Here is a 21,204-nt window from a genome sequence, read left to right on the forward strand (position 1 = left end):
AGCTCGGTACGGACACCCGCGCAACCTGCGCTCATCCCGAACCAATCTGCCCACCCACCGCCGGCCCAATCGACTCCGGCGCACCCTGGCAACGATCCCGATTGGCAATACAGACCCACGCTCCTAGGCGGCGTGCGGTTCTGCGAGGCGTAGCGGGGGTTGTGGGGTCTTGTGGAGCGCAACAACTTTCGCTACTGAGAACACATGTTCGATATGGGGGTATTCGATCGGGGCGTTCGGGAGACCATCTGCTGTCTCGTCGACGGGGAATCCGATGTGGGTCTGGTCGAGTTGATGACCGACCTCCATCGCAGTGAGTCGGTGGTGGCCGAACGGAAGCTGGCGGCGATCGCCGAGCTCTTCGTGCGCCGCACTGCCGAGGTCGAGTCCGACGGGGCGTGGACGTCGACCGCGCACGAAGTGGTCGAGGCCGAGATCGGTGCCGCGCTCACCATGGGGCGAGCGGCGGCGGGTCGGCTGATCGGTCTGGGCATGTCGCTACGTACCCGGTTGCACGCCACGCGCGAGGCCATGGCACGTGGTGATCTCGACATGTACCGGGTTCGGCTGATCGAGGACGCGACGGCAAACGTGAGCGACGACTGGATCGGCGAGGTCGAACATCAACTCCTCGAACAGGTTCTGGCCCCGCCGCGCTCCGGTGGAACCGGGTTGACCGGCCGCAGGCTCACGAACGCCGCCAACCGCATCATCGCGAGGCTCGACCCGGCAGGGGTGCGCGCCAAGCGGGAGAAGGCTCAGGCGGACAGGTTCGTCGGAGTCTGTGCTGCAGAGGACGGCATGTGCCGAATCCTCGGTTCCGTTCCCGCGGCGCAGGGCCGTGCATTCGACGCGCGATTGCGCGAACTGGCAAACACCGTGTGTGCGAAAGACCTTCGAACATACGAACAGAGGCGGGCCGACGGATTGTCCGCGCTCATCGACGGGGCCGGGTTCGTGCAGTGTGAATGCGGGCGGGTCGATTGCGGCCAGCGCTCCCGCATCGCGACGACCGCGCGCAAGCCTCTCGTGCACCTCATCATGCTCGACGCCACACTCGCGGGCGGCGACGAACCGGCCTACCTCGACGGCTACGGAATCGTCGACGCGGCGCACGCACGCGAGATCGCCGCCGACGCGGATGTCGAACCGGTGCAGGCACCGAGTTCTGTCGTCCCGACCACGTACCGTCCCGGCACCGTGCTCGACACCTGGATGCGGGTGCTGGCCGGCGGGTGCGAGTGGTTGCACTGCGATGTGGCGGCCTGGAACACCGACCTCGATCATCATCGGCTGTTCGATCATTCCGATCCCGCGGCCGGAGGTCCGACGGTGGCCGGGAACATGACCGCCTACTGTCGAAATCATCACAGGCTCAAGCATTCCGGTCGCTGGTGGGTGACCGCTGACGGTGGAATCGAGTTGGTCGCGCCCACCGGTCACCGATACCGAACGCGGTCGTCGGGGCTCCTGGGTGTCGGACGAGACGCTGCTGCTGGAAGCGACCATGTCGCCAACCCCGCGGCCCGTCACCGCGCCCGTGCGCAGAACACTGCTGCGCGGATCCGGGCGGAGCGCCGCCGACGGCGGGCGCACCTGGATGCAGTGCGGCGCCGGTCGCCCGGCGCGCAAGCGTCCGGCGCCTGCCCGGCCGACGAACCCTCGCCGTTCTGACAGGCGGCTTTCCCCGGCCCACCGCCTGCGCGCCGAAAAAAGTTACCGTGGAATATAGGTGGTTAGCAAGAGTAAAGAACTGTCAATGTGATTGCTACGGTTCGGACTCGGTTCGCCGCCTCGCAACCGACCACGCGCTGAAGGAAGAGCGCCAGCGACAGCGGGAGGAACACATGTGCGGAATCGCCGGATGGATCTCGTTCGAACGCGATCTACGCGTCGAGCAGTCCACCGTGGATGCCATGGCCGAGACGATGAACTGCCGGGGGCCGGACGATCGCGGTACGTGGGTCGTCGAACACGCCGCGCTCGCGCATCGAAGGCTCGCCATCATCGATCTGCCGGGTGGGCACCAGCCGATGAGCGTAGACACCCCCGGCGGGACCGTTGCCATGGTCTACTCCGGCGAGGTGTACAACTTCGGTGAACTGCGCGAGGAGCTGTACGGGCGCGGTCACCGGTTCGCCACGGACTCCGACACCGAGGTGGTGCTCCACGGATATCTGGAGTGGGGAGAGGCCGTCGCGGAGCGGCTCAACGGCATGTACGCGTTCGCCATCTGGGATTCGCGGATCGACGCACTCGTGATGATCCGCGACCGGATGGGCATCAAGCCGTTCTACTACCACGAGACCCGAGACGGCGTCCTGTTCGGTTCGGAACCTTAAAGCGATCCTTGCCAATCCGATCGCCGAGTCGACTGTCACGATGGACGGAATCCGGGAGCTGTTCGCGTTCGTCAAGATACCAGGACACGCGGTGTGGGACGGCATGCGTGAGGTGGAGCCGGGCACGGTGGTCACCGTCTCGCGCACCGGACTGCGGACGCACCGGTACTGGACCCTGCAGACCCGTCCGCACACCGACGACCGGGACACCTCCGTCACCCATGTCCGCGAACTCCTCGACGACATCGTGCGCAGGCAACTGGTCGCCGACGTGCCGCGCTGCACCCTGCTGTCCGGTGGTCTCGACTCGTCCGCGATGACCGGTATCGCCGCCGAGCAGCTCGCCGAGGTGGGCGAGACGGTCCGCACGTTCGCCGTCGACTTCGTCGGTCAGACCGAACATTTCGTCGCGGACGAACTGCGGGGCACCCCGGATACTCCGTACGTGCACGACGTGGCCCGGCGATCCGGGACCGCGCACCAGGACATCGTCCTCGACTCCGACGCACTGGCCGACCCCGCCGTGCGCGCGAAGGTCATCCGGGCCCGGGACATTCCCATGGGCCTCGGCGACATGGACGCGTCGCTGTATCTGCTGTTCAAGGCGATCCGTCAGCACTCCACGGTGGCGCTGTCCGGTGAGTCGGCCGACGAGGTGTTCGGCGGGTACAAGCAGTTCTTCGACCCGAAGGCGCAGCAGGCGAACACCTTCCCGTGGCTCGTGCAGTTCGCCGAGCACTTCGGCGACGAGAGCAACATCTTCACCCCGGAGGTGACGGCGGGGCTGAACATGGACGACTACGTGCAGGACTCGTACGACGCAGCGGTGTCCGGGATCGATCGGCTGGACGGCGAATCCGACTTCGAATGGCGGATGCGGAAGATCTGCTACCTGCATCTGACGCGGTTCGTCCGCGTCCTGCTCGACCGCAAGGACCGCGCGAGCATGGCCGTCGGACTCGAGGTCCGGGTGCCGTTCTGCGATCACCGGCTGGTCGAGTACGTCTACAACACGCCGTGGTCGCTGAAGACGTTCGACGGCAAGGAGAAATCGTTGCTGCGGGCGGCGACCAGGGATGTGCTGCCGCAGTCGGTGATCGACCGGGTCAAGTCGCCGTACCCGTCCACCCAGGACCCGAAGTACGCGGTGGCGTTGCAGGAGCACGGCAAGGACCTGCTCGGCGACCCTTCGCACCCGGTGTTCGGCCTGGTCAGCGCGGACTGGTTGTCCCGGGCGGTGTCCGTCGACACCCCGCAGATCAGTCAGGTATCGCGTCGCGGACTCGAGCGCACGCTCGACCTCGCGCTGTGGATGGACATGTACAACCCGACGATCAAACTGTCTTAGCTCAGGCCGAGGTTCCGGTAGCGGGCGAGCCGGGCCGCGAAGCGCTCGCTCTCGGGAACCCCGGTCAGGGCACGGAGTTCCCGGGAGATGGCCTCGCCGACCCGCTTGGAGAAGTCGACGGCCTCGTCGGCGGCGTCCGGATGCTCGGGGATGATGGCGTCGATGACGCCGTCGCGCAGCAGGTCGAGCGAACGGATGCCCTGCGCGGCCGCCATCTCGGGGGCGTGCGAGGTGTCGCGGTGGACGATGGCGCTGGCGCCTTCGGGGGGAAGCGGGGCGAGCCACCCGTTCTGCGCGGCGAGCACGCGATCGGCGGGGAGGAAGGCGAGCGCGCCGCCGCCCGTGCCCTGGCCGAGCAGAACGGACACGGTCGGCGTCTTCAACGTCACGAGGTCGGAGATGCAACGTGCGATCTCGGGGGCCAGGCCGCGTTCCTCCGCCTCCTGAGACAGTGCTGCACCGAGGGTGTCGATCACCAGGACCAGGGGGATCTGCAACTCCTCGGCCAACCGCATGCCGCGGCGTGCCTCGCGGAGGGCGGCGGGACCCATCGTGTTCAGCGCCGACTGTCCGGCGCGGTCCTGGCCCAGCAACACGCACGGTGCGCCGCGGAAACGTGCCAGCGACAGCAGCACCGTCCCCTCGGTTTCACCCTGGCCGGTGCCGCTGAGGGGCACCTGCTCGGTTGCTGCGTGCCGCAGGAGGTGGCGGATTCCGGGCCGGTCGGCGCGCCGCGACAACATCACCGACTGCCACGCGGGCACGTCGGGGATGTCGACGGCCGGCGGCGCCGGTTCGGTGAGGGCGGTCGACGTCGGCGGATCGATCAGCACCCGCAATGCCCGATGGACGAGCCGGCGCAGGCGCGTGGCAGGGACGACGCCGTCGATGACGCCGTTGCGGTACAGGTTCTCGGATGTCTGCACGCCCTCGGGGAATTTCTCGCCGTACAGCGCCTCGTAGACGCGGGGCCCGAGGAACCCGACGAGTGCACCGGGTTCGGCCACCGTGATGTGCCCGAGCGAACCCCAGGACGCGAACACGCCGCCGGTGGTCGGGTTCCGCAGATACACCAGGTAGGGGAGATGGGCGGCCTTGTGGGTGGCGACGGCCGCCGCGATCTTCACCATCTGCACGAAGGCGACGGTGCCCTCCTGCATGCGTGTGCCCCCCGACGTGGGCGAAGCGAGCAGGGGGAGACCCTCACGGGTGGCGCGTTCGATGGCGGAGACGATCCGCTCGGCCGCGGCAACACCGATCGAACCGGCCAGGAAAGCGAACTCGCACGCGATCACCGCGACCGGGCGACCGCGGACGGTGCCGACGCCGGTGATCACCGATTCGTCGACACCCGACTTCTCGGCGGCCTTCCGCAGGTCGGCGCGGTACTTCTCGTTCGGCCGCGCATCGACGGGCGCGGTGTCCCAGGAGACGAAGCTGCCTGCGTCCAGTACCAGCTCGAGCACGTCGTGGGCGGAGATCTTGGCGGCCATGGCCCTGAGAGTAGCGGTCGGTCCGGGGCGGCGAATGTCTGCTACGGCGGGTGACGGGCGCCCACACGGTCGCCCGCGCGGCCGGAACACGGCAAACAGCGCCCGAGTGGAACCCGGCAATTAACACCGAGACCGCCGTCGCGGTGTCTAAAGTCAGATGGGTTGACGCAGGCCGGGTACGAGAACGACGACACATTTCCCGAGTGGAGCAGTCATATGGACCTCAACACCATCACCGATGTCGTTCGGCGTCCACCCGACCGGCCGGGTGCGGCGTGGCGGGAAGGCGACGCGTGGCTGGCCGGCGGAACGTGGCTGTTCTCCGAGCAGCAGCCCGACCTGCGCCGTCTCGTCGATCTCACGACGCTCGCCTGGGACACCCTCGTGCCGAGCGACGCGGGCCTCGAGATCGGAGCGACGTGCACGATCCGTGAGCTGTATGCGCTTGCGCCGCCGGATGACTGGAGAGCCGCCTCGCTGTTCGGGACGAGTTGCGAGGCCTTTCTGGCATCGTTCAAGGTCTGGAATTCGGCGACGGTGGGCGGCAATATCTGCATGTCGCTTCCCGCGGGTCCGATGATCACTCTGGCGGTCGCGCTCGAGGCGACGTACACGCTGTGGTCCACCGACGGGTCCGAGCGCGCCGTCGCCGCCGCCGACTTCGTGACGGGCAACCGCGAGAACGTGCTCACACCGGGTGAGATCCTGCGCCGCATCGACATCCCGGTCCGTGCCCTCCGCAAGCGTCACACGCATCGCCGCTTCACCCTCACACGCCTCGGCCGTTCGACGGTGTTCATGATCGGCACCCAGGCGCCCGGCGGCGACGACCTGCTGCTCACGATCACGGCGGGCACCACCCGTCCGATCCGTCTGGCCTTCGACGCCGTACCTGACGCCGACTCGCTCCGGCAGAGCATCGACGCGATACCCGACGACGTGTGGTTCGACGATCCCAACGGCACCCCTGACCACCGTCGCCATCTGACGAAGCACTTCGCCGAGGAGATCCGGACCGAGTTCACCGCAGGAGACCGGCAGTGACGTACACCGTGAACGGCAGGATGTTCGACGAGGAACCGAATCCCGGGCAGTGTCTGCGCACGTTCGTGCGGTCGCTCGGTCATCACGGCGTCAAGAAGGGTTGCGACGCAGGCGATTGCGGAGCCTGCACGGTGTGGCTCGACGGCGATCCCGTGCACAGTTGCATCACGCCGGCGTTCCGTGCGGAGGGGCGGGAGGTGACCACCATCGAGGGCCTCGGTTCGCCGGACGACCTGCATCCGCTGCAGCGGCAGTTCCGTGACGCCCCCGGGTTCCAGTGCGGATTCTGCACCGCGGGCATGATCATGACGTCGGCGACGTTCACGGACGCGCAGAAGGAAGACCTGCCACGCGCGCTGAAGGGTAATCTCTGCCGCTGCACCGGCTATCGAGCGATCGAGGACGCCGTCAACGGTGTCGCCGCGGTGGAGGTCGCCGAGCCGGGTCGCGCGGTCGGCACCAGCGTCGGGGCACCCGCGGCCACCGATGTGGTCACCGGCCGTGCCGAGTTCACCATGGACACCGAGATCGAGGGCATGCTGCACCTCGTGGTGCTGCATTCCCCGCACGCCCACGCCCGCATCGTCTCGATCGACACGACGGCGGCGCTCGCCCTCCCCGGTGTGCACCGCGTGTACACATGGAAGGACGTGCCCCGGAAGCTGTTCACGACCGCGATTCACACCGATCACCTCGTCGACCCCGACGACACGTACATCCTCGACGACACGGTCCGCTTCGCCGGTCAGCGGGTGGTCGCGGTGCTGGCCGACACGGTCGGCGCCGCGGAGGAGGGGTGTCGCAGGGTGGTCGTCGAATACGACGTGCTGCCCGCGGTGTTCGACCCGGAGGAGGCGATGGCCGACGGTGCACCGCAGTTGCACGGATCGGACGACCCGTTCGTGCGGGATCCCGTGCACAACATCCTGCTCGAGCTCCACGGGGAGGTGGGCGACGTCGAGGCGGGGTTCGCCGAGGCCGACGTGATCCACGAGGGCACCTACTTCACCCCGCGCGTGCAGCACGCGCATCTCGAGACGCACGGGTCGATCGCCTGGATGGAGGACGGCCGCCTGCACGTGCGCACGAGTTCGCAGTCGCCGTCGATCGCGAAGGTCAAGCTGGCTCACCTGTTCGACCTGCGCCCCGACCAATTGCGCGTGTTCTGTATGCGCGTCGGGGGCGGTTTCGGCGGCAAACAGGAGGTGATCTCGGAGGATCTGGTCGCGCTCGCCACCCTCGACACGGGCCGGCCCGTCTGCTTCGAGTTCACCCGGGAGGAAGAGTTCACGACGGCGTCGCCGCGGCACCCGATGAAGCTGACGATCACGCTCGGCGCCCGGGCCGACGGCACACTCACGGCGTTCCAGGTGCGCAACGTGTCGAACACGGGCGCGTACGGCAACCACGGCGGCGAGACGTTGTTCGCCGCCGGTGCCGCCATCTCGGCGTACCGTTGTCCCAACAAGAAATTCGATGGGTACTCCGTCTACACGAACAGCGTGCCCAGCGGAGCGCTGCGCGGGTACGGCATGACCCAGCCCGCCTTTGCGGTGGAGTCCGCCATGCACGAGCTGGCGGTCGCGCTCGACATCGACCCGCTCGAGTTGCGGCGCCGCAACATCGTCCGCCCCGGTGACTCACTCGTCGCGATCGACGACGGTCCCGACGACGTCGTGTTCGCGGAGGACGGGCTCGGGCAGTGCATCGATCTCGTCGACGCCGCACTGAGGCGGACCGGGAACGGGCAGGTGCTGGGCGACGACTGGCTCGTCGGCGAGGGCACCGCGAGCTCGCTGCACGAGACGGCGCCCCCGACCGAACACATCTCCGAGGCGTGGGCGACGCTCGGCGCCGATGGCGTGTACGAACTCGCCGTCGGCACCGTCGAATTCGGTGAGGGAACGTCGACCGCACACGTGCAGATCGCGGCCACCCACCTCGGCACCACCCCGTCGCGGGTGCGTCTCGTGCAGTCCGACACCGACCGTACGGGATTCGACACGGGGGCGTTCGCCAGCGCCGGCCTCTTCGTCGCGGGCAACGCCGTGTCGCGGGCGTCGGAGGCCCTGCGCGACCGCATCCTGGCGTTCGCCGCCGCGCACACCGGGGTCGACGTCGCGTCCTGCTCGATGGACGACGACGGGGTGCTCTGTGACGGCACGCGCGTGCCGCTGACCGAACTCCTCGACGCCGCCCGTCGGCGCGGCATCCGGTTCACCGAGGCGCGCAAGGCGTACGGGTCGCCGCGCAGCGTCGTCTCCAACACCCACGGTTTCCGCATCGCCGTCCACCGGGTGACGGGCGAGATCCGCATCCTCTACAGCGTCCACGCCACGGACGCCGGGGTAATCATCAACCCGGTGCAGGTCCGCGGCCAGATCGAAGGCGGCGTCGCCCAGGGCATCGGATTCGCGCTGACCGAGAACTTTCACGTCGACGGCAACGGTGTGATGATCAACCCCAACCTGCGCAACTACCGCATCCCCACCTACGCCGACATTCCCCGTACCGAAGTGCTGCTGGTCGATTCGACGGATTCCGTCGGACCGATGCGTGCGAAGGGAATGGCGGAGTGCTGCATCAACCCGGTGGCACCTGCGCTGGCCAACGCGCTGGAGAACGCGACGGGTGTGCGTTTTCGTGAGTTGCCGTTCACCCCCGAGCGGATCTACCACCGAATCGGCGAGAACCGATCGGTTCCGACGACCTGAGCCGTGAGGAGAGGGCGATGGACACCGAGAAGCCCACCGAGAAGTCCACCGGCAACGCCGCGACGGTCATCATCGGCCAGAAGGTACGTGCCGGATCCGAGGAGGCCTTCGAAGCCTGGCAGCAGGACATGAACAGCGCCGCGTCCCACTACCCGGGGTTTCTGGGCGCCGAGATCTCGGCACCCACCGCCGTGCAACCCGACTGGGTCGTGGTCTACCGCTTCGATTCCGTGGCCCACGTGCAGGCCTGGATCAACAGCGCCACCCGGCAGCACCGGCTGGACGAGGGGCAGCAGTACTTCGACGGCCCCGCCACCCAGCAGGTCATCAGCGGGGGCGCACGCGAGTCGGATCCGCTCGTGACGGTCGTCGTGACGCACCGTGTCGGCCCGGAGCACGTCGACGATTTCCTCGCGTGGCAGGATCGACTGCGATTGGAAGAGAGCAAGTTCGACGGATTCCGCGGGAGCGAACTCTTCCGGCCCATCGAGGGAGTTCAGGACGAGTGGACCGCGCTGTACCGCTACGACAGCGCCGCCGACCTCGACAGGTGGCTCACCTCGGCGAAGCGTCAGGAGCTTCTCGCGGAGGGGGAGAAGTTCCACGACTTCGAATTGCGCACCATCGACAACTCCTTCGGGAGTTGGTTCGCGTTCGACGAGAACGGCAACGAGGCGCCGCCGCCGTCCGAAACCAAGACGTCGATCGCGGTGTGGGTCGGTCTGTATCCCACCGTCGTGGTTCTCACCCTCGCGTTGTCGCCGCTGAAGATGCCGCTGTGGCTCGGACTGCTCGTCGGAAACCTGCTGTCCAGCTTCATCATGAGCTTCGTGACGATGCCGTACTACGTGAACCGGGTGCTGGGGCGCTGGCTGCGGCCGCCCTCCGACGTTCCGGAAGCGACAACGAACCGTCGAGGGATCGCGATCGTCGTGGGGGTCATGGTGTTCTGGGTCATCGTCTTCTACCTGGTGACCCGCCAGTTCTGGACCCTGCCCTGAGAAGGAAGAAATGGGTGCCTCATGTCCGCCTCGGAAATCCGCGTGAGCCGAACGATCGATGCGCCCGTCGGCGCGGTCTGGGCGGTCATCACCGATCTGGACAACGCGGAATCGGTGCTGAGCGGTGTGGAGAAGCTCGAGAGGCTGGACTCGACGAAATACGAAGTCGGCACGCGGTGGCGCGAGACCCGGGTGCTGTTCGGCAAGTCGTCGACCGAGGAAATGTGGGTCACGGAGATCGACCCGGAGAAGCGCACCGTCGTGAAGGCGTCGTCCCACGGCGCGGACTACACGACGGTGTTCACCCTGGAGCCTGCCGGTGACGGCACCACCCTGACCTTCCACTTCTCAGCGGAAGCAACTGGGCTCGGCGCAGTATCGAAGTTCATGATGAAGGTGTTCGGCTCCTTCGCCCTGAAGGCCACCACCAAGGCGATCCGGCGCGATCTCGACGACATCGCCGACGCCGCCGGGAAGCGGGCCGGCTGACCCCCTGCACCTACCGCCCGCCGAGAGGCACGGACCCTTGCGCCGCGGGGAGCGCGGGGAGGGCGCCCAACGGCAGCGGCACCAGCGTGGTGGATTGGGGTTCGGCGCGGCCCAGTCCGAACTTGCGCACCTCCGTGCCGCCCGGCCCGGGGCCGCTGACGAGCAGGTCGGCGCCGGTGGTGGTGCTGGTGGTGGCCACCTGAACCCCGCTGCCGGGAGGGCCGCCGGCGAACGGTGCGAACGACGCGATCTGCGTGAACACGACGTCGCCGGAGTGGTGGTTCGGGCTCTCGAGATACATGTCCGGTTCACCGTCGAGGCGTGACCCACTCGACCACACCCGAACAGTGCCGTCGCCGCCCAGCATGCCCGTCACGACGCTCTTCGCTCCGCCTTCGGCGCCGGCCACCCACCCCGTCGAGAGTGAGACACCGCCGAGGTAGCTCTCGTCGAAAGCGAGGAACTCCGACGTCATCCGTGGTCCGCCGGTGTGGCCGGCGTGCTCGTCCGCTGTGCCGTCGGCAGTCGCGGCGGCCGTCGGCTCGAACAGGTCGTAGCGGAACGTCTTCACGCGAGGCGCTTCTCCCGGCCCCGGGGCGGTGACGATGCTTGCCCGGCCCGAGGCGGCGTCGACCAGGCCCGTCGCGACGGTGACCCCGGACTGCGACCCGGGGTAGGGGGTAAAGCTCGAGAAGACCTCGGGTGCCGCGCCTTTCTCCGTGGGCAGGGTGGACGAGAACACCTTCACCTGCGATTCGGTGCCGGGGCCTGTGCCGGCGATGATGTTGTCGGCCAGCGCGTTTCCGTCGATGTCCGCACCCGCGACGGTGACGCCTCCGCGGAAGCCGTCGTCGAACGGGGCGAACCGGGTCAGCTCGGCGGTGAACGGGCCGGAGCCGACATCGTTGCCGTCGTACGCGACGACCTCCGGCGACACACCCGCACCGGTCCCGGCGACGAGGTCGAGGATCATGTCGCCGTCGACGTCGGCCATCGCCACCGTCGGGGTGCCCTCGAACGACGGGAACGGTGTGACCGCGGCGATCACCTTGTCGCCGTTGCCGTCGTGGACCTGCACGGTCGCGGGGGTGCCCGCCGAACCCGGCACCGCCACCGCGTACGTCGACACCTCGGGGATGACGTTGACGGTGGCCATCAGTCCGTTGTCCTCGTGGTTGAGGCGATGGCAGTGGATCACGAAAGTGCCCGTGTACTCCGTGAACTTCGTGCGCAGCGTCACCGATGCGGGCACGAGCGGGTTCTCGTTCGCATCGGTGACGGGCGCCGGCACGTTCACGTTGTCCTCGCCCCACGGTTGCACCCCGGTCCGGGTGCCCGCGATCGGGTCGACGATCTCCATCACCTGGAAGTCGTTGACGTGGATGTGCATCGGGTGCTCGTCGTTGTTGAGGTTCGTGATCAACCATTCCTCGACCGAATTGAGGCGCGGCTGGATCAGCGGGATGTTCGGGAACGTGTTGTCGGCGAACTCGTACGTGAAGGCCTTCGGGTCGCTGTTGCTGGCCTTCTCGTTGCCGAACCCGCCCGAGACCGTGAGAGTGCGTTTGACGTCGGGCGTCATCACCGACGTGTCCACGAAAGACGTGTACGCGTCGAGGTTCTGGCCGGGCTCGAACGGAGTGGTCCGCCCTTCGCCGCTGTCGGGTGTGACGTGGAGGAGGGTCTGGGTGGGGAAGGTGAAGAAGCCGTCGGCGTAACTGATGACCGACGGGTCGACGGTCACCGTGCCCAGCTCGGCCGGGGGGTTGTCGGTGCCGTTGTTCGTGTAGAGCACGCCGGGGTTGGTGACGGGCTTCGCCCCGTCCAGCGGTGGCATGTCGAGCACCAGATCGCCGGTGTCCGGCATGGTCACGGCGATCGCGTACCGCGACCCGGGCGGGATGACGAGCCGGGTGCCGTCACCTCCGACGGGCAGCTGCACCTGGGTGAGGGGGTTTCCGTCCTGGCCGACGATGGCGAACTTCGGGTGGTTGCCTGTTGCGGTCTCGGTGAGTCTGAGTGGCATGTAGGCGAAGTCGCTGATGTTCGCCAGCGACCAGATCTCCGTCTGGCCCGGCTTCAGTTTCAGTTCCGGCTGGAACTGCCCGTTGACCGTGTACTGCACGTCGCGTTCGTTGTCCGGCAGCGACGGGTCGGCGGGAATGTTCGTCGAATCATTGCTGAAACTCTGGAGATTGCCCGGCACGAACTGGTTCTGCCCGCGATGGTTCGCCGGCGACAGCGGCCCGGAGTACCAGTTGGTGACGTACTGGGAGCCCTCCGTGGTTTCCGAGAAGTTCACGGGCGCCAGGCTCGGCTCGTACGTTCCGTCGGCGAGCTGCGTCCCCTCCGGTGGCGTCAGTGTGCTCACGAACTGTGGCCAGTTCGGGTCGTTCAGCTGGTGGCCGTTGCCTTTACGGTCGAAGACGAAGTTGTACTGCAGCGCCATGTCGCGGATGGGTACGTCGTCCTGCGTCACCAGGGGAAGGTTGCCGTCGGGCCTGCCGATCTCCAGCAGTCCCGCGAGCCCCGCGTACGTCTGTTGCGCGGTCATCGTGTGGCGGTGGCTGTGGTACCAGTACAGGCCGTTCGGCATGTCCTTCGGTACCGCGTAGTCGTAGACGTTGCCCATTCCGGCGGGAATGTCGAGCAGCACGTTGTCGGCGTTGCCGTCCGGGCTCACGTGCACACCGTGGGTGTGCAGGTTCAGCGGCGCCGATTCGAGGGCCGGGGGATAGATCGGGACCTCCCCGCCCGCGGGCGTGAACGCGGGGTCGTAGAAGTCCTCGATCGTCAGGTTCCGGAGATCGTTGTCGTAGTGGATGATCAGGCGCTCACCCGGATCGACGCGCAACGTCGGTGCCGGGTAGACGTCGTCGCCCGTGGTCGAGCCGTCCGAACTCGTGCCCTGCAGAACCTTGTAACCGAAGACCAGGAAGCCCGACACCGGTTCCGAGACGGTGTCGAGGTCGACCGTGCCCTGATGGGCCGACAGTCGAACCTCGAGCACCCCGTTCTCGCTCGACAGCTTGACCGGCTCCTGGTAGGCGACCGGGGTGCCGTCGGGGCCGGCGTGGCCACCGCCCGCAGTGGTCGGCTCGTCGGACGTGCATGCCGTCAGCATCAACGTCATGGACGCGACCACTGCGACGGCGAGGGCGACGATCGGCTTCCCGCGACGGACGACCATGGGTGTTCCCCGTTCCACGACGGCAGCTGAGCAGCATCGATCGACGATTCGAAGACTACACAGGGAACTTGGCCGTGCGCTGGGAATTCGCTACCTGCCGAGCGCCTCCTTCCACGACACGACCTTGCCGATCCGCAGGATCGAGCGCTGGTAGATCTTCGCGGCCAGCACGCTGAGTGCGGCGGTCACCGCGAGCATCAGAGCGACCGTGACGACCACCTGGACCGGGGACGCCACGCCGGCGGCGATGCGCAGCGGCATCAGGATCGCCGAGAACGGCGGAATCCAGCTGAGGACATTGCTGAGGGTGCCGTCCGGGTTGCTCACCGAGGAGAAGGCGCTGAAGAACATGATGACGATCAGCACCATCAGCGGTGACGCGGTGGCGTTGACGTCCTCCTGCCGCGACACCATCGACCCGGCCGCGGCGTAGAGGACCGCGAAGAACGCGAATCCGAGCACGAACCAGCCGAGCGTTCCGGCCAGCACCCCGATCGCCGTCCCCGTCACGGTGAGCACGCCCGTCGCGAGTCCGGCGGCGACACCCACCACACCGTAGGCGGTCAACTGGACGAGACCGACCGCGCCGATGCCGATCACCTTGCCCCAGAGCAGCTGCAGCGGACGGAGGGTCGACAGGAGCAGTTCCACGACGCGGCTCGACTTCTCCTCGACCACACCCATCGCCACGTACATGCCGAACATCATGATCTGCATGTACAGCAGGACGACCACGGCGATGGAGAGGGCCACGCGCTGGCCCTTCTCCGGGTCGGGCGGATCGAGTGCGTCGACGGTGACGACTGCCCGGCCGGTCGCTTCGGCAAGTTGCGCGGGGTCCACGCCCTGTGCGGCGAGCGCGCCGGCCTGAGCCTGCTGCACCACGGCGGCGTCGATCACGGTGCGAAGCCCGGAGCCGATCTCGGATTCGGTGACGGCCGTGACGGACCCGTCGGTGCCGGGAATCAGGGCGACGTCGAGGTCACCGTTCCCCACCTCGTCGCGCGCGGCCTGTTCGTCCGTGGCCGGGACGACGTCGACCGGCGTCCCGACCGCGTCACCGGTGGCGACGAGAGCCGGCGCGAGCGACTGGTCGCCGACGAGTCCGATGGTGGCGCGTTCGTCGTCACCGCCCGAGAACAGCGAGTACGCGACGATGCCGCCCACGATGGCCAGCAGGATGATCACGTTGCTGATGACGAAGCTCTTCTTCGCCACCTGTGTCAGGAATTCGCGGCGGGCCACGAGGCCGATCGCGCGGGCGGGGCTCAGTGGGGCACTCATGCCGTGACCACCTCTCGGAACAGATCGGTCAGGGTGGGCCGGTGCAGCGAGAATTCGTGCACCGGCCCGGTCTTCAGGGCGGTGTGCAGGATGAGCTGGTCGTCCACCCCGGTGTCGAGCGACAGCAGGGTCCGGCCGTCGAGGTGACTGATCGTGGTGACGCCCTCGAGATGGTGCGCCCAGCCGACCGGCGCTTCCGGCGCGTGGACTTCGAGTTGGGTGTTGCCGCGGCCGCGCAGTTCGTCGACGGTGCCGACGGCACGCATCCGGCCGTGGCTGATGATGCCGACGCGGTGGCACAGGCGCTGGACGAGTTCGAGCTGATGGCTCGAGAAGATCACCGGCACTCCGGTGTTCGCCTTCTCCACCAGCACGGCGCTCATGACGTCCACCGCGACGGGGTCGAGTCCGGAGAAGGGTTCGTCGAGAACCAGCACCGCCGGATCGTGGACGAGCGCAGCGGCCAGCTGGACGCGTTGCTGATTGCCGAGCGAGAGTGCGTCGACGGTGTCGCCGACACGGTCCGCGATGCCGAGGCGTTCGGTCCAGCGGGCGACCGCCTCCCGCGCCGCCGAGCGGGAAATGCCGTGCAGCTCGGCGAGGTATTCGAGTTGCTTGCCCACCTTCATCTTCGGGTACAGCCCGCGTTCCTCCGGCATGTACCCGATGGTGCGCCGCACATCCAGGTCCACCGGCTTGCCGCCGAGCCGGACCTCGCCGGAATCGGCGGACAGGACGCCCAGCGCGATGCGCATGGTGGTGGTCTTGCCGGCACCGTTGCTGCCGACGAAACCGAAGATCTCACCGGGGCGGACCTCGAAGGACAGGTCGTCGAGTGCGACGACCTCGCCGTACCGTTTGGAGATGCCGTCGATCGTGAGGGTGTGTGACATGGGTCCTTCCCGTTCTGGAGTGCGGGTGTTCCTACGAAGCGAGGTCGTCGGGGTCGGGATCGGGTTGCGTCCAGCCGAGGATCATGGCGGGCGTGCACCCCCCGACCATCAGTGCGGTGACGACGAGCAGTCCCGCGGCGTACGGCACGTTGCCGTGATCGCCGTCCAGCGCGCCGACGAAGATCAGGTACAGCGCAGGAACGAGCGTCAGTAGCTGGGTGACCGTGAGCCCGATCGACCGGGCACTGTTGCGTTGCTGGATCTCCCACTCGTCGAGCGCGTCGCGCGGAGCGTCCCCCTGCCGCCCGGACACGATCTGGAGCATCGTCCACAGCGGGAAGAACAACAGGCACGCGGGCAGCCACAGCAGCGGCCCGACGACCATGTCGAAATGGCACACGATGCCGACGGCGGTCATGAACACGAACGTGACCGCGAGGGCGACCACCAGGATTCGTCTGCGGTTGCGTGTCCGCCACGCCGGTAGCCACGTCCGGTAACGGCGTTCGTTCTGGAGGAATCTGCGCGTCCGGAACCCCTGGTACCGCTCGATCAGATTGGTCTCAGGCATGGGAACTCTCCCCGTTTCCTGTCGTGGACGGCGGTCGGTCGGTGCGGTACAGCTCGGTGGACAGGGGTCCGAACTCGGTGCGGGAGAAGATGGCTTCCACCGGCAGTTCGAACACCCACGAGATACGGAACGCCAGGTCGAGGCTGGGGTAGTGGTCGCCCCGTTCGAGCGCGCCGACGGTCTGGGGATTGACGTCGATGAGCCCCGCCAGCTGAGCCCGGCTCATCCCACGCTCGGCGCGAAGAACGCCGATGCGGTTGTAGATGGGGAGGGCGTCCCCACGCCGTACTGGGCTCATGCAACAAAGTGTTGTGAAAACCCAACAGTTTGTCAATGGTGTACAACGGCAACGGGCGTCAAAATGACAGGTTGACCCAGGGAAATTGCGTGGCAGAGTGGAGGCGATTCGCGCGGGACGGCAGGAAAGGACAGGATTACTGACGTGACCTACACCATCGCTGAGCCCTGTGTCGACGTTCTGGACAAGGCATGCATCGAAGAATGTCCCGTCGACTGCATTTACGAGGGCGGTCGGATGCTCTACATCCACCCCGACGAATGCGTCGACTGCGGCGCCTGTGAGCCGGTCTGCCCCGTCGAGGCGATCTTCTACGAGGACGACGTCCCGGACCAATGGGTGGAGTACACCAAGGCGAACGCCGACTTCTTCGACGACCTCGGTTCCCCCGGCGGCGCGGCGAAGCTGGGCAAGGTCGACTACGACCCGCCGTTCGTCAAGGCGTTGCCGCCCATGGCCGAGGGCGACTGACTACTCCTCGGACAGCCGGCCGCCGTCCATTCGCCACCGGCGGGTGCTGCGCGTCGAATCCAGCATCCGCCGGTCGTGGGTGACCAGCAGCAGCGTGCCGTCGAAGTTATCCATGGCCTGCTCGAGCTGTTCGATCGCGGGGAGGTCCAGGTGGTTGGTGGGCTCGTCGAGCACCAGCAGGTTGACCCCCCGCGCCTGCAGCAGGGCGAGGGCGGCGCGGGTGCGTTCCCCGGGTGACAGCGACGCCGCCGGCCGCAGCACGTGGTGTCCCTTGAGCCCGAACTTCGCGAGCAGTGTCCGCACGTCGGCGTCCGGCCAGTCCGGGATCTGTGCCGCGAACGCGTCGGCCACCTTCTCGCCGCCCTCGAACAGGCCGCGGGCCTGATCGATCTCGCCGATCGCCACACCCGAACCGAGTGACGCGGTGCCCGCGTCCAGGGCGATCTTGCCCAGCAGCACCTTCAGCAGGGTCGTCTTGCCGGAACCGTTGGCGCCGGTGATGAGGATCCGGTCACCCCAGTCCACCTGAGTGGTGACCGGACCGAACGTGAACTCGCGGTCCCCGCCCCACGCGACGGTGGCGCCGTTCGCCGTCGCCACGACCGATCCGCTGCGGGGGGCGGCGGCGATCTCCATCCGCAGTTCCCACTCCTTCCGCGGTTCCTCGACCACCTCGAGCCGCTCGATCCGGCGTTGCGTCTGCCGGGCCTTCGCGGCCTGCTTCTCGGTGGACTCGGTGCGCAGACCCTTGCCGATCTTGTCGTTGTCCTTCGCCTTGCGACGCGCGTTCCGGACACCGTGCTCCATCCAGTTCCGCTGCATCTGTGCGCGGTCCTCGAGGTCCGAACGGGTCCCGGCGTACTCCTCGTACGCCTCCCGGGCGTGCCTGCGCGCGATCTCCCGTTCGGCGAGATACGAGTCGTAGCTGCCGTCGTAGACCGCGATCTGCTGCTGTACGAGGTCGAGTTCCACGATGCCGGTCACGGTGCGCGCCAAGAATTCTCGATCGTGACTCACCACCACCACGGCCGCCCGGCTCTCGGCGACGAAACGTTCGAGCTGCTCGAGCCCCACGAGGTCGAGGTCGTTGGTCGGCTCGTCGAGCAGCAGTACGTCGTACCGGGACAGCAGCAGCGACGCCAATCCGGCGCGCGCGGCCTGTCCGCCGGACAGCGACGTCATGTGCGCGTCGAGCGACACTCCCAGCCCGAGTTCGCTCACGACCTTCTCCGCGCGCTCGGCGAGGTCGGCGCCGCCCAGCGCCAGCCACCGTTCGAGGGCGGGGGAGTAGAGATCCTCCTCCGACTCGCCGAGCGTTTCGGCGGCCGCGTTCATGGTGTGCTCGGCCTCGGTGACGCCGGTCCTGCGACCGAGGAAGTCGAGCACCGTCTCGCCGACGATGCGGTCGGGTTCCTGGGCGAGGTAGCCGACGGCGGCGTCGGGTGGGCTCAGCACGATACTGCCCTCGACGTCCGCCGAGCCGACCCCGGCCAGGGCCGTCAGCAGCGTCGACTTGCCGGCGCCGTTCGCCCCCACGAGGCCGGTCACGTCGCCCGGGGCGACGGTCAGGTCGAGGCCGGAGAAGAGGGTGCGCTCACCGCGCGAAGCCGACAGTCCGCTGATGTGCAGTGTTGCAGTCACCCGGCGATTATCCACTCAGCGCTTGACGAGGCGGAACCAGCGGGGGTCGGCCTTCTTGAGCGGCCCCGGCATACCGGTCGTGTCCGCGTCGACGTCCGACACGAGTTTCCACTTCTCGAACGTCCGCTCCACGTCGGAGCGGGAGACCCCACGCGGCAGCGGGCCGCGATGCCCCGGCCCGAACGCGAACATCAGCAGGGTGGCGTGCGGTTCGCTCACGGTCGTGACGTTCTCGGCGTATGCGACCCGGTCGTGGTCGCTGAGCCCGTGGTAGCACCCCACATCCAGGATCAGGTGATACCCCCGGCCGACGGCGTGCTCGAGGTCGGTGGCGTCCGCGTGCATGAAACGCACGTCGACGCCCGCCTTCCGCGCCTTGGACCGCGCCTTGTCGAGGGCCAGCTGGACGGTGTCGATCCCCGTCACCTGCCACCCCCGCCGGGCCATCTCGATGGCATGGTCACCGGTGCCGCATCCGATGTCGAGGACCTCTCCCGGTGGTGCGTCGAAGGGATCGAGCAACGTCTCGATCTGACTTCCGAAGACGCGGCCCGCTTTCACCCAGGGCGTGATCTTGAACCGATAGGCCAATGTGTATCCGAGGCCCATGTCCGCCCCTTCCACCGGGCGCGTCACCACCTGACGCCGATGCCGTCGGATTACCCGGTCGTACCGAAACGACACGCGAAAGTCCACATTCTGAGACGGCGGGAACATCTGGTCCGGGAGCCCGGTTGGACAGTCCCATGGGTTTCAACAATGCACAGAGTCCTGTACCTACGGTCACGCTCAACGACGGGAACAGCATTCCTGCCCTCGGCTTCGGCGTGTGGCAGGTGGCGGACGACGAGAGCCACGCCGCGGTCACCGAAGCGCTGAAGGCCGGGTACCGCAGCATCGACACCGCCAAGATCTACGAGAACGAAACCGGAGTGGGCCGCGCGCTCGCGGACTCCGGAATTGCCCGTGACGAGCTGTTCGTCACCACCAAGCTGTGGAACGACGACCAGGGGTACGACTCCACGCTCCGCGCGTTCGACGACAGCCTGAACCGCCTCGGGCTCGACTACGTCGACCTCTACCTCATCCATTGGCCGGTCCCGTCCGCGGACCGCTACGTGGACACGTTCAAGGCCTTTCAGAAGATCAAGGCCGACGGGCGTGCGCGGTCGATCGGTGTCTCCAACTTCACCCCGGAGACCCTCGACCGTCTGATCGCCGAGACGGGCGAGGTGCCCGCGATCAACCAGGTCGAGCTGCACCCGCGGTTCAACCAGGCCGACCTGCGCGCCTTCCACACCGGCAAGGGCATCGCGACCGAGGCATGGAGCCCGCTCGGGCAGGGCACCGTCCTCGAGGACGAGTCCATCGCGAAGATCGCTGCAGCGCACGGTAAGACGACCGCGCAGGTGATCATCCGCTGGCACCTGCAGATCGGCAACGTGGTCATCCCCAAGTCGGTGACGCCGGAGCGCATCGCCGCCAACTTCGCCGTCTTCGACTTCGAGTTGACCCCCGACGAGATCAACACCGTCGGTTCGCTGACCCGGGCCGACGGGCGCATCGGCCCCGACCCGGCAACGCTGGGCGCGTAGGCGGCTCCGCCGCCCGTGCGCCTTTCTGGTTGCTGCAGCTACCAAAAAGGCGCACGGGCCCGGAGGGCCTAGAGCCGGAAGTCCGCGAAGTCGAAGCCCGGGGTGACGACGCAACTGACGAGAGTCGGTTCGTCGCCCTCGGGCTTCGCTCGCTGCCAATGTCGCGGCGGGACCAGCAGCTGTGGTTGCTGGCCCGCCGCGACGTCTGCGCCGAGGACCTGCGCGTCCGGAGCCGCGGGTTCGCTCCCGTCCCCGCCGAGTTCGAGCCGCAGGGGGCTGCCCCGGTGGTACAGCCAGATCTCGGCGCTGCGCACGCTGTGCCATTCCGACTGCTGTCCGGGCATGAGGAGGAACAGGATTGCGGTACCGGCTGCCCTCGGCCCGGGGTAGTCGCCGGGCAGGCTTTCCTCCGGGATCATGACGTCGCTGCGCCACGTCTCGCGGTACCAGCCGCCTTCGGGGTGCGGGGCGAGGTCGAGCGTTCGGGCCCATTCCGGTAATTCCGTCATGGCCGCCATTCTGCCGCCCGGCACCGCGCCCTGGGGTGTGCTCGCACCACCCCTGGGGTGTCTTATCTCGGACGGCCGGAGCCGCGAGAGTCGTAGGTGTTCAGAAAGCGGGGGCACGAAATCCCGCACACCAGCGACGAACAGGAGACACCATGCTCGGAATCATGCTCGGACTCGGCGGAGCCGCAATCGGACTCGGAATCGGCGTCATGGCCCTCGGGGTCGGACTCCTTCTCAGCGACGCGACGATCAAGCACGATGTCGGCGAACTCCCCGACTGACTCCATGTGGGTCGACACCCGTCGGGGGCGGGTCCGGGCG

General features: G+C 67.7%; 17 protein-coding genes and 1 pseudogene. 9 read left to right on the forward strand and 9 right to left on the reverse strand.

The features are described from left to right. Positions 1-213 precede the first annotated feature (213 nt). Both G9373_RS39330 and asnB read left to right on the forward strand, forming a co-directional pair. Entirely contained in the window at positions 214-1,674 is a 1,461-nt protein-coding gene (locus G9373_RS39330) for an HNH endonuclease signature motif containing protein (protein WP_167120422.1), read from the forward strand. Positions 1,675-1,847: 173 nt separating this feature from the next. After that, positions 1,848-3,690, forward strand: a pseudogene (gene asnB / locus G9373_RS39335) (asparagine synthase (glutamine-hydrolyzing)). Here the strand turns inward: asnB and G9373_RS39340 are convergent. Continuing rightward, positions 3,687-5,183, reverse strand: coding sequence for a carboxyl transferase domain-containing protein (locus G9373_RS39340; RefSeq protein WP_005568351.1), 1,497 nt, complete (start codon positions 5,181-5,183; stop codon positions 3,687-3,689). The pseudogene asnB and the gene G9373_RS39340 sit on opposite strands and share 4 nt — an antisense overlap. Positions 5,184-5,399: 216 nt before the next feature. Here G9373_RS39340 and G9373_RS39345 point away from each other — a divergent pair, with 216 nt between their 5' ends. The 4 genes from G9373_RS39345 to G9373_RS39360 are packed head-to-tail and all read left to right on the forward strand — an operon-like array spanning position 5,400 to position 10,431. Then, positions 5,400-6,227, forward strand: coding sequence for an FAD binding domain-containing protein (locus tag G9373_RS39345; RefSeq protein WP_005568350.1), 828 nt, complete (start codon positions 5,400-5,402; stop codon positions 6,225-6,227). After that, the gene (locus tag G9373_RS39350) at positions 6,224-8,941 is read left to right on the forward strand and encodes a molybdopterin cofactor-binding domain-containing protein (protein WP_167120427.1); all 2,718 of its coding nucleotides are present in this window, start codon (positions 6,224-6,226) and stop codon (positions 8,939-8,941) included. The genes G9373_RS39345 and G9373_RS39350 overlap by 4 nt, the downstream gene beginning before the upstream one ends. A 17-nt stretch (positions 8,942-8,958) precedes the next feature. Continuing rightward, entirely contained in the window at positions 8,959-9,942 is a 984-nt protein-coding gene (locus G9373_RS39355; RefSeq protein ID WP_167120430.1) for an antibiotic biosynthesis monooxygenase, read from the forward strand. A gap of 21 nt (positions 9,943-9,963) precedes the next feature. Beyond that, entirely contained in the window at positions 9,964-10,431 is a 468-nt protein-coding gene (locus G9373_RS39360) for an SRPBCC family protein (protein WP_005568345.1), read from the forward strand. A gap of 10 nt (positions 10,432-10,441) precedes the next feature. Here G9373_RS39360 and G9373_RS39365 read toward each other — a convergent pair whose 3' ends face one another. The 5 genes from G9373_RS39365 to G9373_RS39385 form a co-directional block, all read right to left on the reverse strand. Continuing rightward, positions 10,442-13,621, reverse strand: coding sequence for a multicopper oxidase domain-containing protein (locus tag G9373_RS39365; RefSeq protein ID WP_167120435.1), 3,180 nt, complete (start codon positions 13,619-13,621; stop codon positions 10,442-10,444). 90 nt (positions 13,622-13,711) lie between these two features. Further along, on the reverse strand, positions 13,712-14,905 hold the full coding sequence (locus G9373_RS39370) for an ABC transporter permease (RefSeq protein ID WP_005568341.1): 1,194 nt from the start codon (positions 14,903-14,905) through the stop codon (positions 13,712-13,714). Then, entirely contained in the window at positions 14,902-15,798 is an 897-nt protein-coding gene (locus tag G9373_RS39375; RefSeq protein WP_007298197.1) for an ATP-binding cassette domain-containing protein, read from the reverse strand. Before G9373_RS39375 ends, G9373_RS39370 begins: the two co-directional genes overlap by 4 nt. Before the next feature lie 31 nt (positions 15,799-15,829). Continuing rightward, positions 15,830-16,369, reverse strand: coding sequence for a hypothetical protein (locus G9373_RS39380; protein ID WP_005260543.1), 540 nt, complete (start codon positions 16,367-16,369; stop codon positions 15,830-15,832). Further along, the gene (locus G9373_RS39385; RefSeq protein WP_037205025.1) at positions 16,362-16,667 is read right to left on the reverse strand and encodes a helix-turn-helix transcriptional regulator; all 306 of its coding nucleotides are present in this window, start codon (positions 16,665-16,667) and stop codon (positions 16,362-16,364) included. The genes G9373_RS39380 and G9373_RS39385 overlap by 8 nt, the downstream gene beginning before the upstream one ends. Before the next feature lie 144 nt (positions 16,668-16,811). On the opposite strand from G9373_RS39385, the gene fdxA reads away from it, so the two are divergent. After that, positions 16,812-17,138 (forward strand): ferredoxin, encoded by a 327-nt coding sequence (fdxA, locus tag G9373_RS39390; RefSeq protein ID WP_005244047.1) that lies wholly within the window; start codon positions 16,812-16,814, stop codon positions 17,136-17,138. On the opposite strand, the gene G9373_RS39395 is transcribed toward fdxA, so the two are convergent. Continuing rightward, complete coding sequence (locus G9373_RS39395; protein WP_005568337.1) at positions 17,139-18,779, reverse strand: ABC-F family ATP-binding cassette domain-containing protein; 1,641 nt, start codon at positions 18,777-18,779, stop codon at positions 17,139-17,141. Positions 18,780-18,794: 15 nt separating this feature from the next. Then, positions 18,795-19,388, reverse strand: a complete 594-nt coding sequence (locus tag G9373_RS39400; RefSeq protein WP_005260540.1) for a class I SAM-dependent methyltransferase — start codon at positions 19,386-19,388, stop codon at positions 18,795-18,797. A 137-nt stretch (positions 19,389-19,525) separates the two neighbouring features. Here G9373_RS39400 and G9373_RS39405 point away from each other — a divergent pair, with 137 nt between their 5' ends. Next, on the forward strand, positions 19,526-20,374 hold the full coding sequence (locus G9373_RS39405; protein ID WP_167120438.1) for an aldo/keto reductase: 849 nt from the start codon (positions 19,526-19,528) through the stop codon (positions 20,372-20,374). Positions 20,375-20,442: 68 nt separating this feature from the next. Here G9373_RS39405 and G9373_RS39410 read toward each other — a convergent pair whose 3' ends face one another. Beyond that, positions 20,443-20,883 carry a cupin domain-containing protein gene (locus G9373_RS39410; RefSeq protein WP_167120444.1) on the reverse strand — a complete coding sequence of 147 codons (441 nt, stop codon included), beginning with the start codon at positions 20,881-20,883 and terminating at the stop codon, positions 20,443-20,445. 152 nt (positions 20,884-21,035) lie between these two features. Here G9373_RS39410 and G9373_RS47955 point away from each other — a divergent pair, with 152 nt between their 5' ends. Next, positions 21,036-21,164: a hypothetical protein gene (locus G9373_RS47955; RefSeq protein ID WP_009478066.1), complete on the forward strand. Its 129-nt coding sequence runs from the start codon at positions 21,036-21,038 to the stop codon at positions 21,162-21,164. Positions 21,165-21,204 lie beyond the last annotated feature (40 nt).

It is taken from the genome of Rhodococcus sp. A14, assembly GCF_011603105.1.
Taxonomy (GTDB): domain Bacteria; phylum Actinomycetota; class Actinomycetes; order Mycobacteriales; family Mycobacteriaceae; genus Rhodococcus_F; species Rhodococcus_F opacus.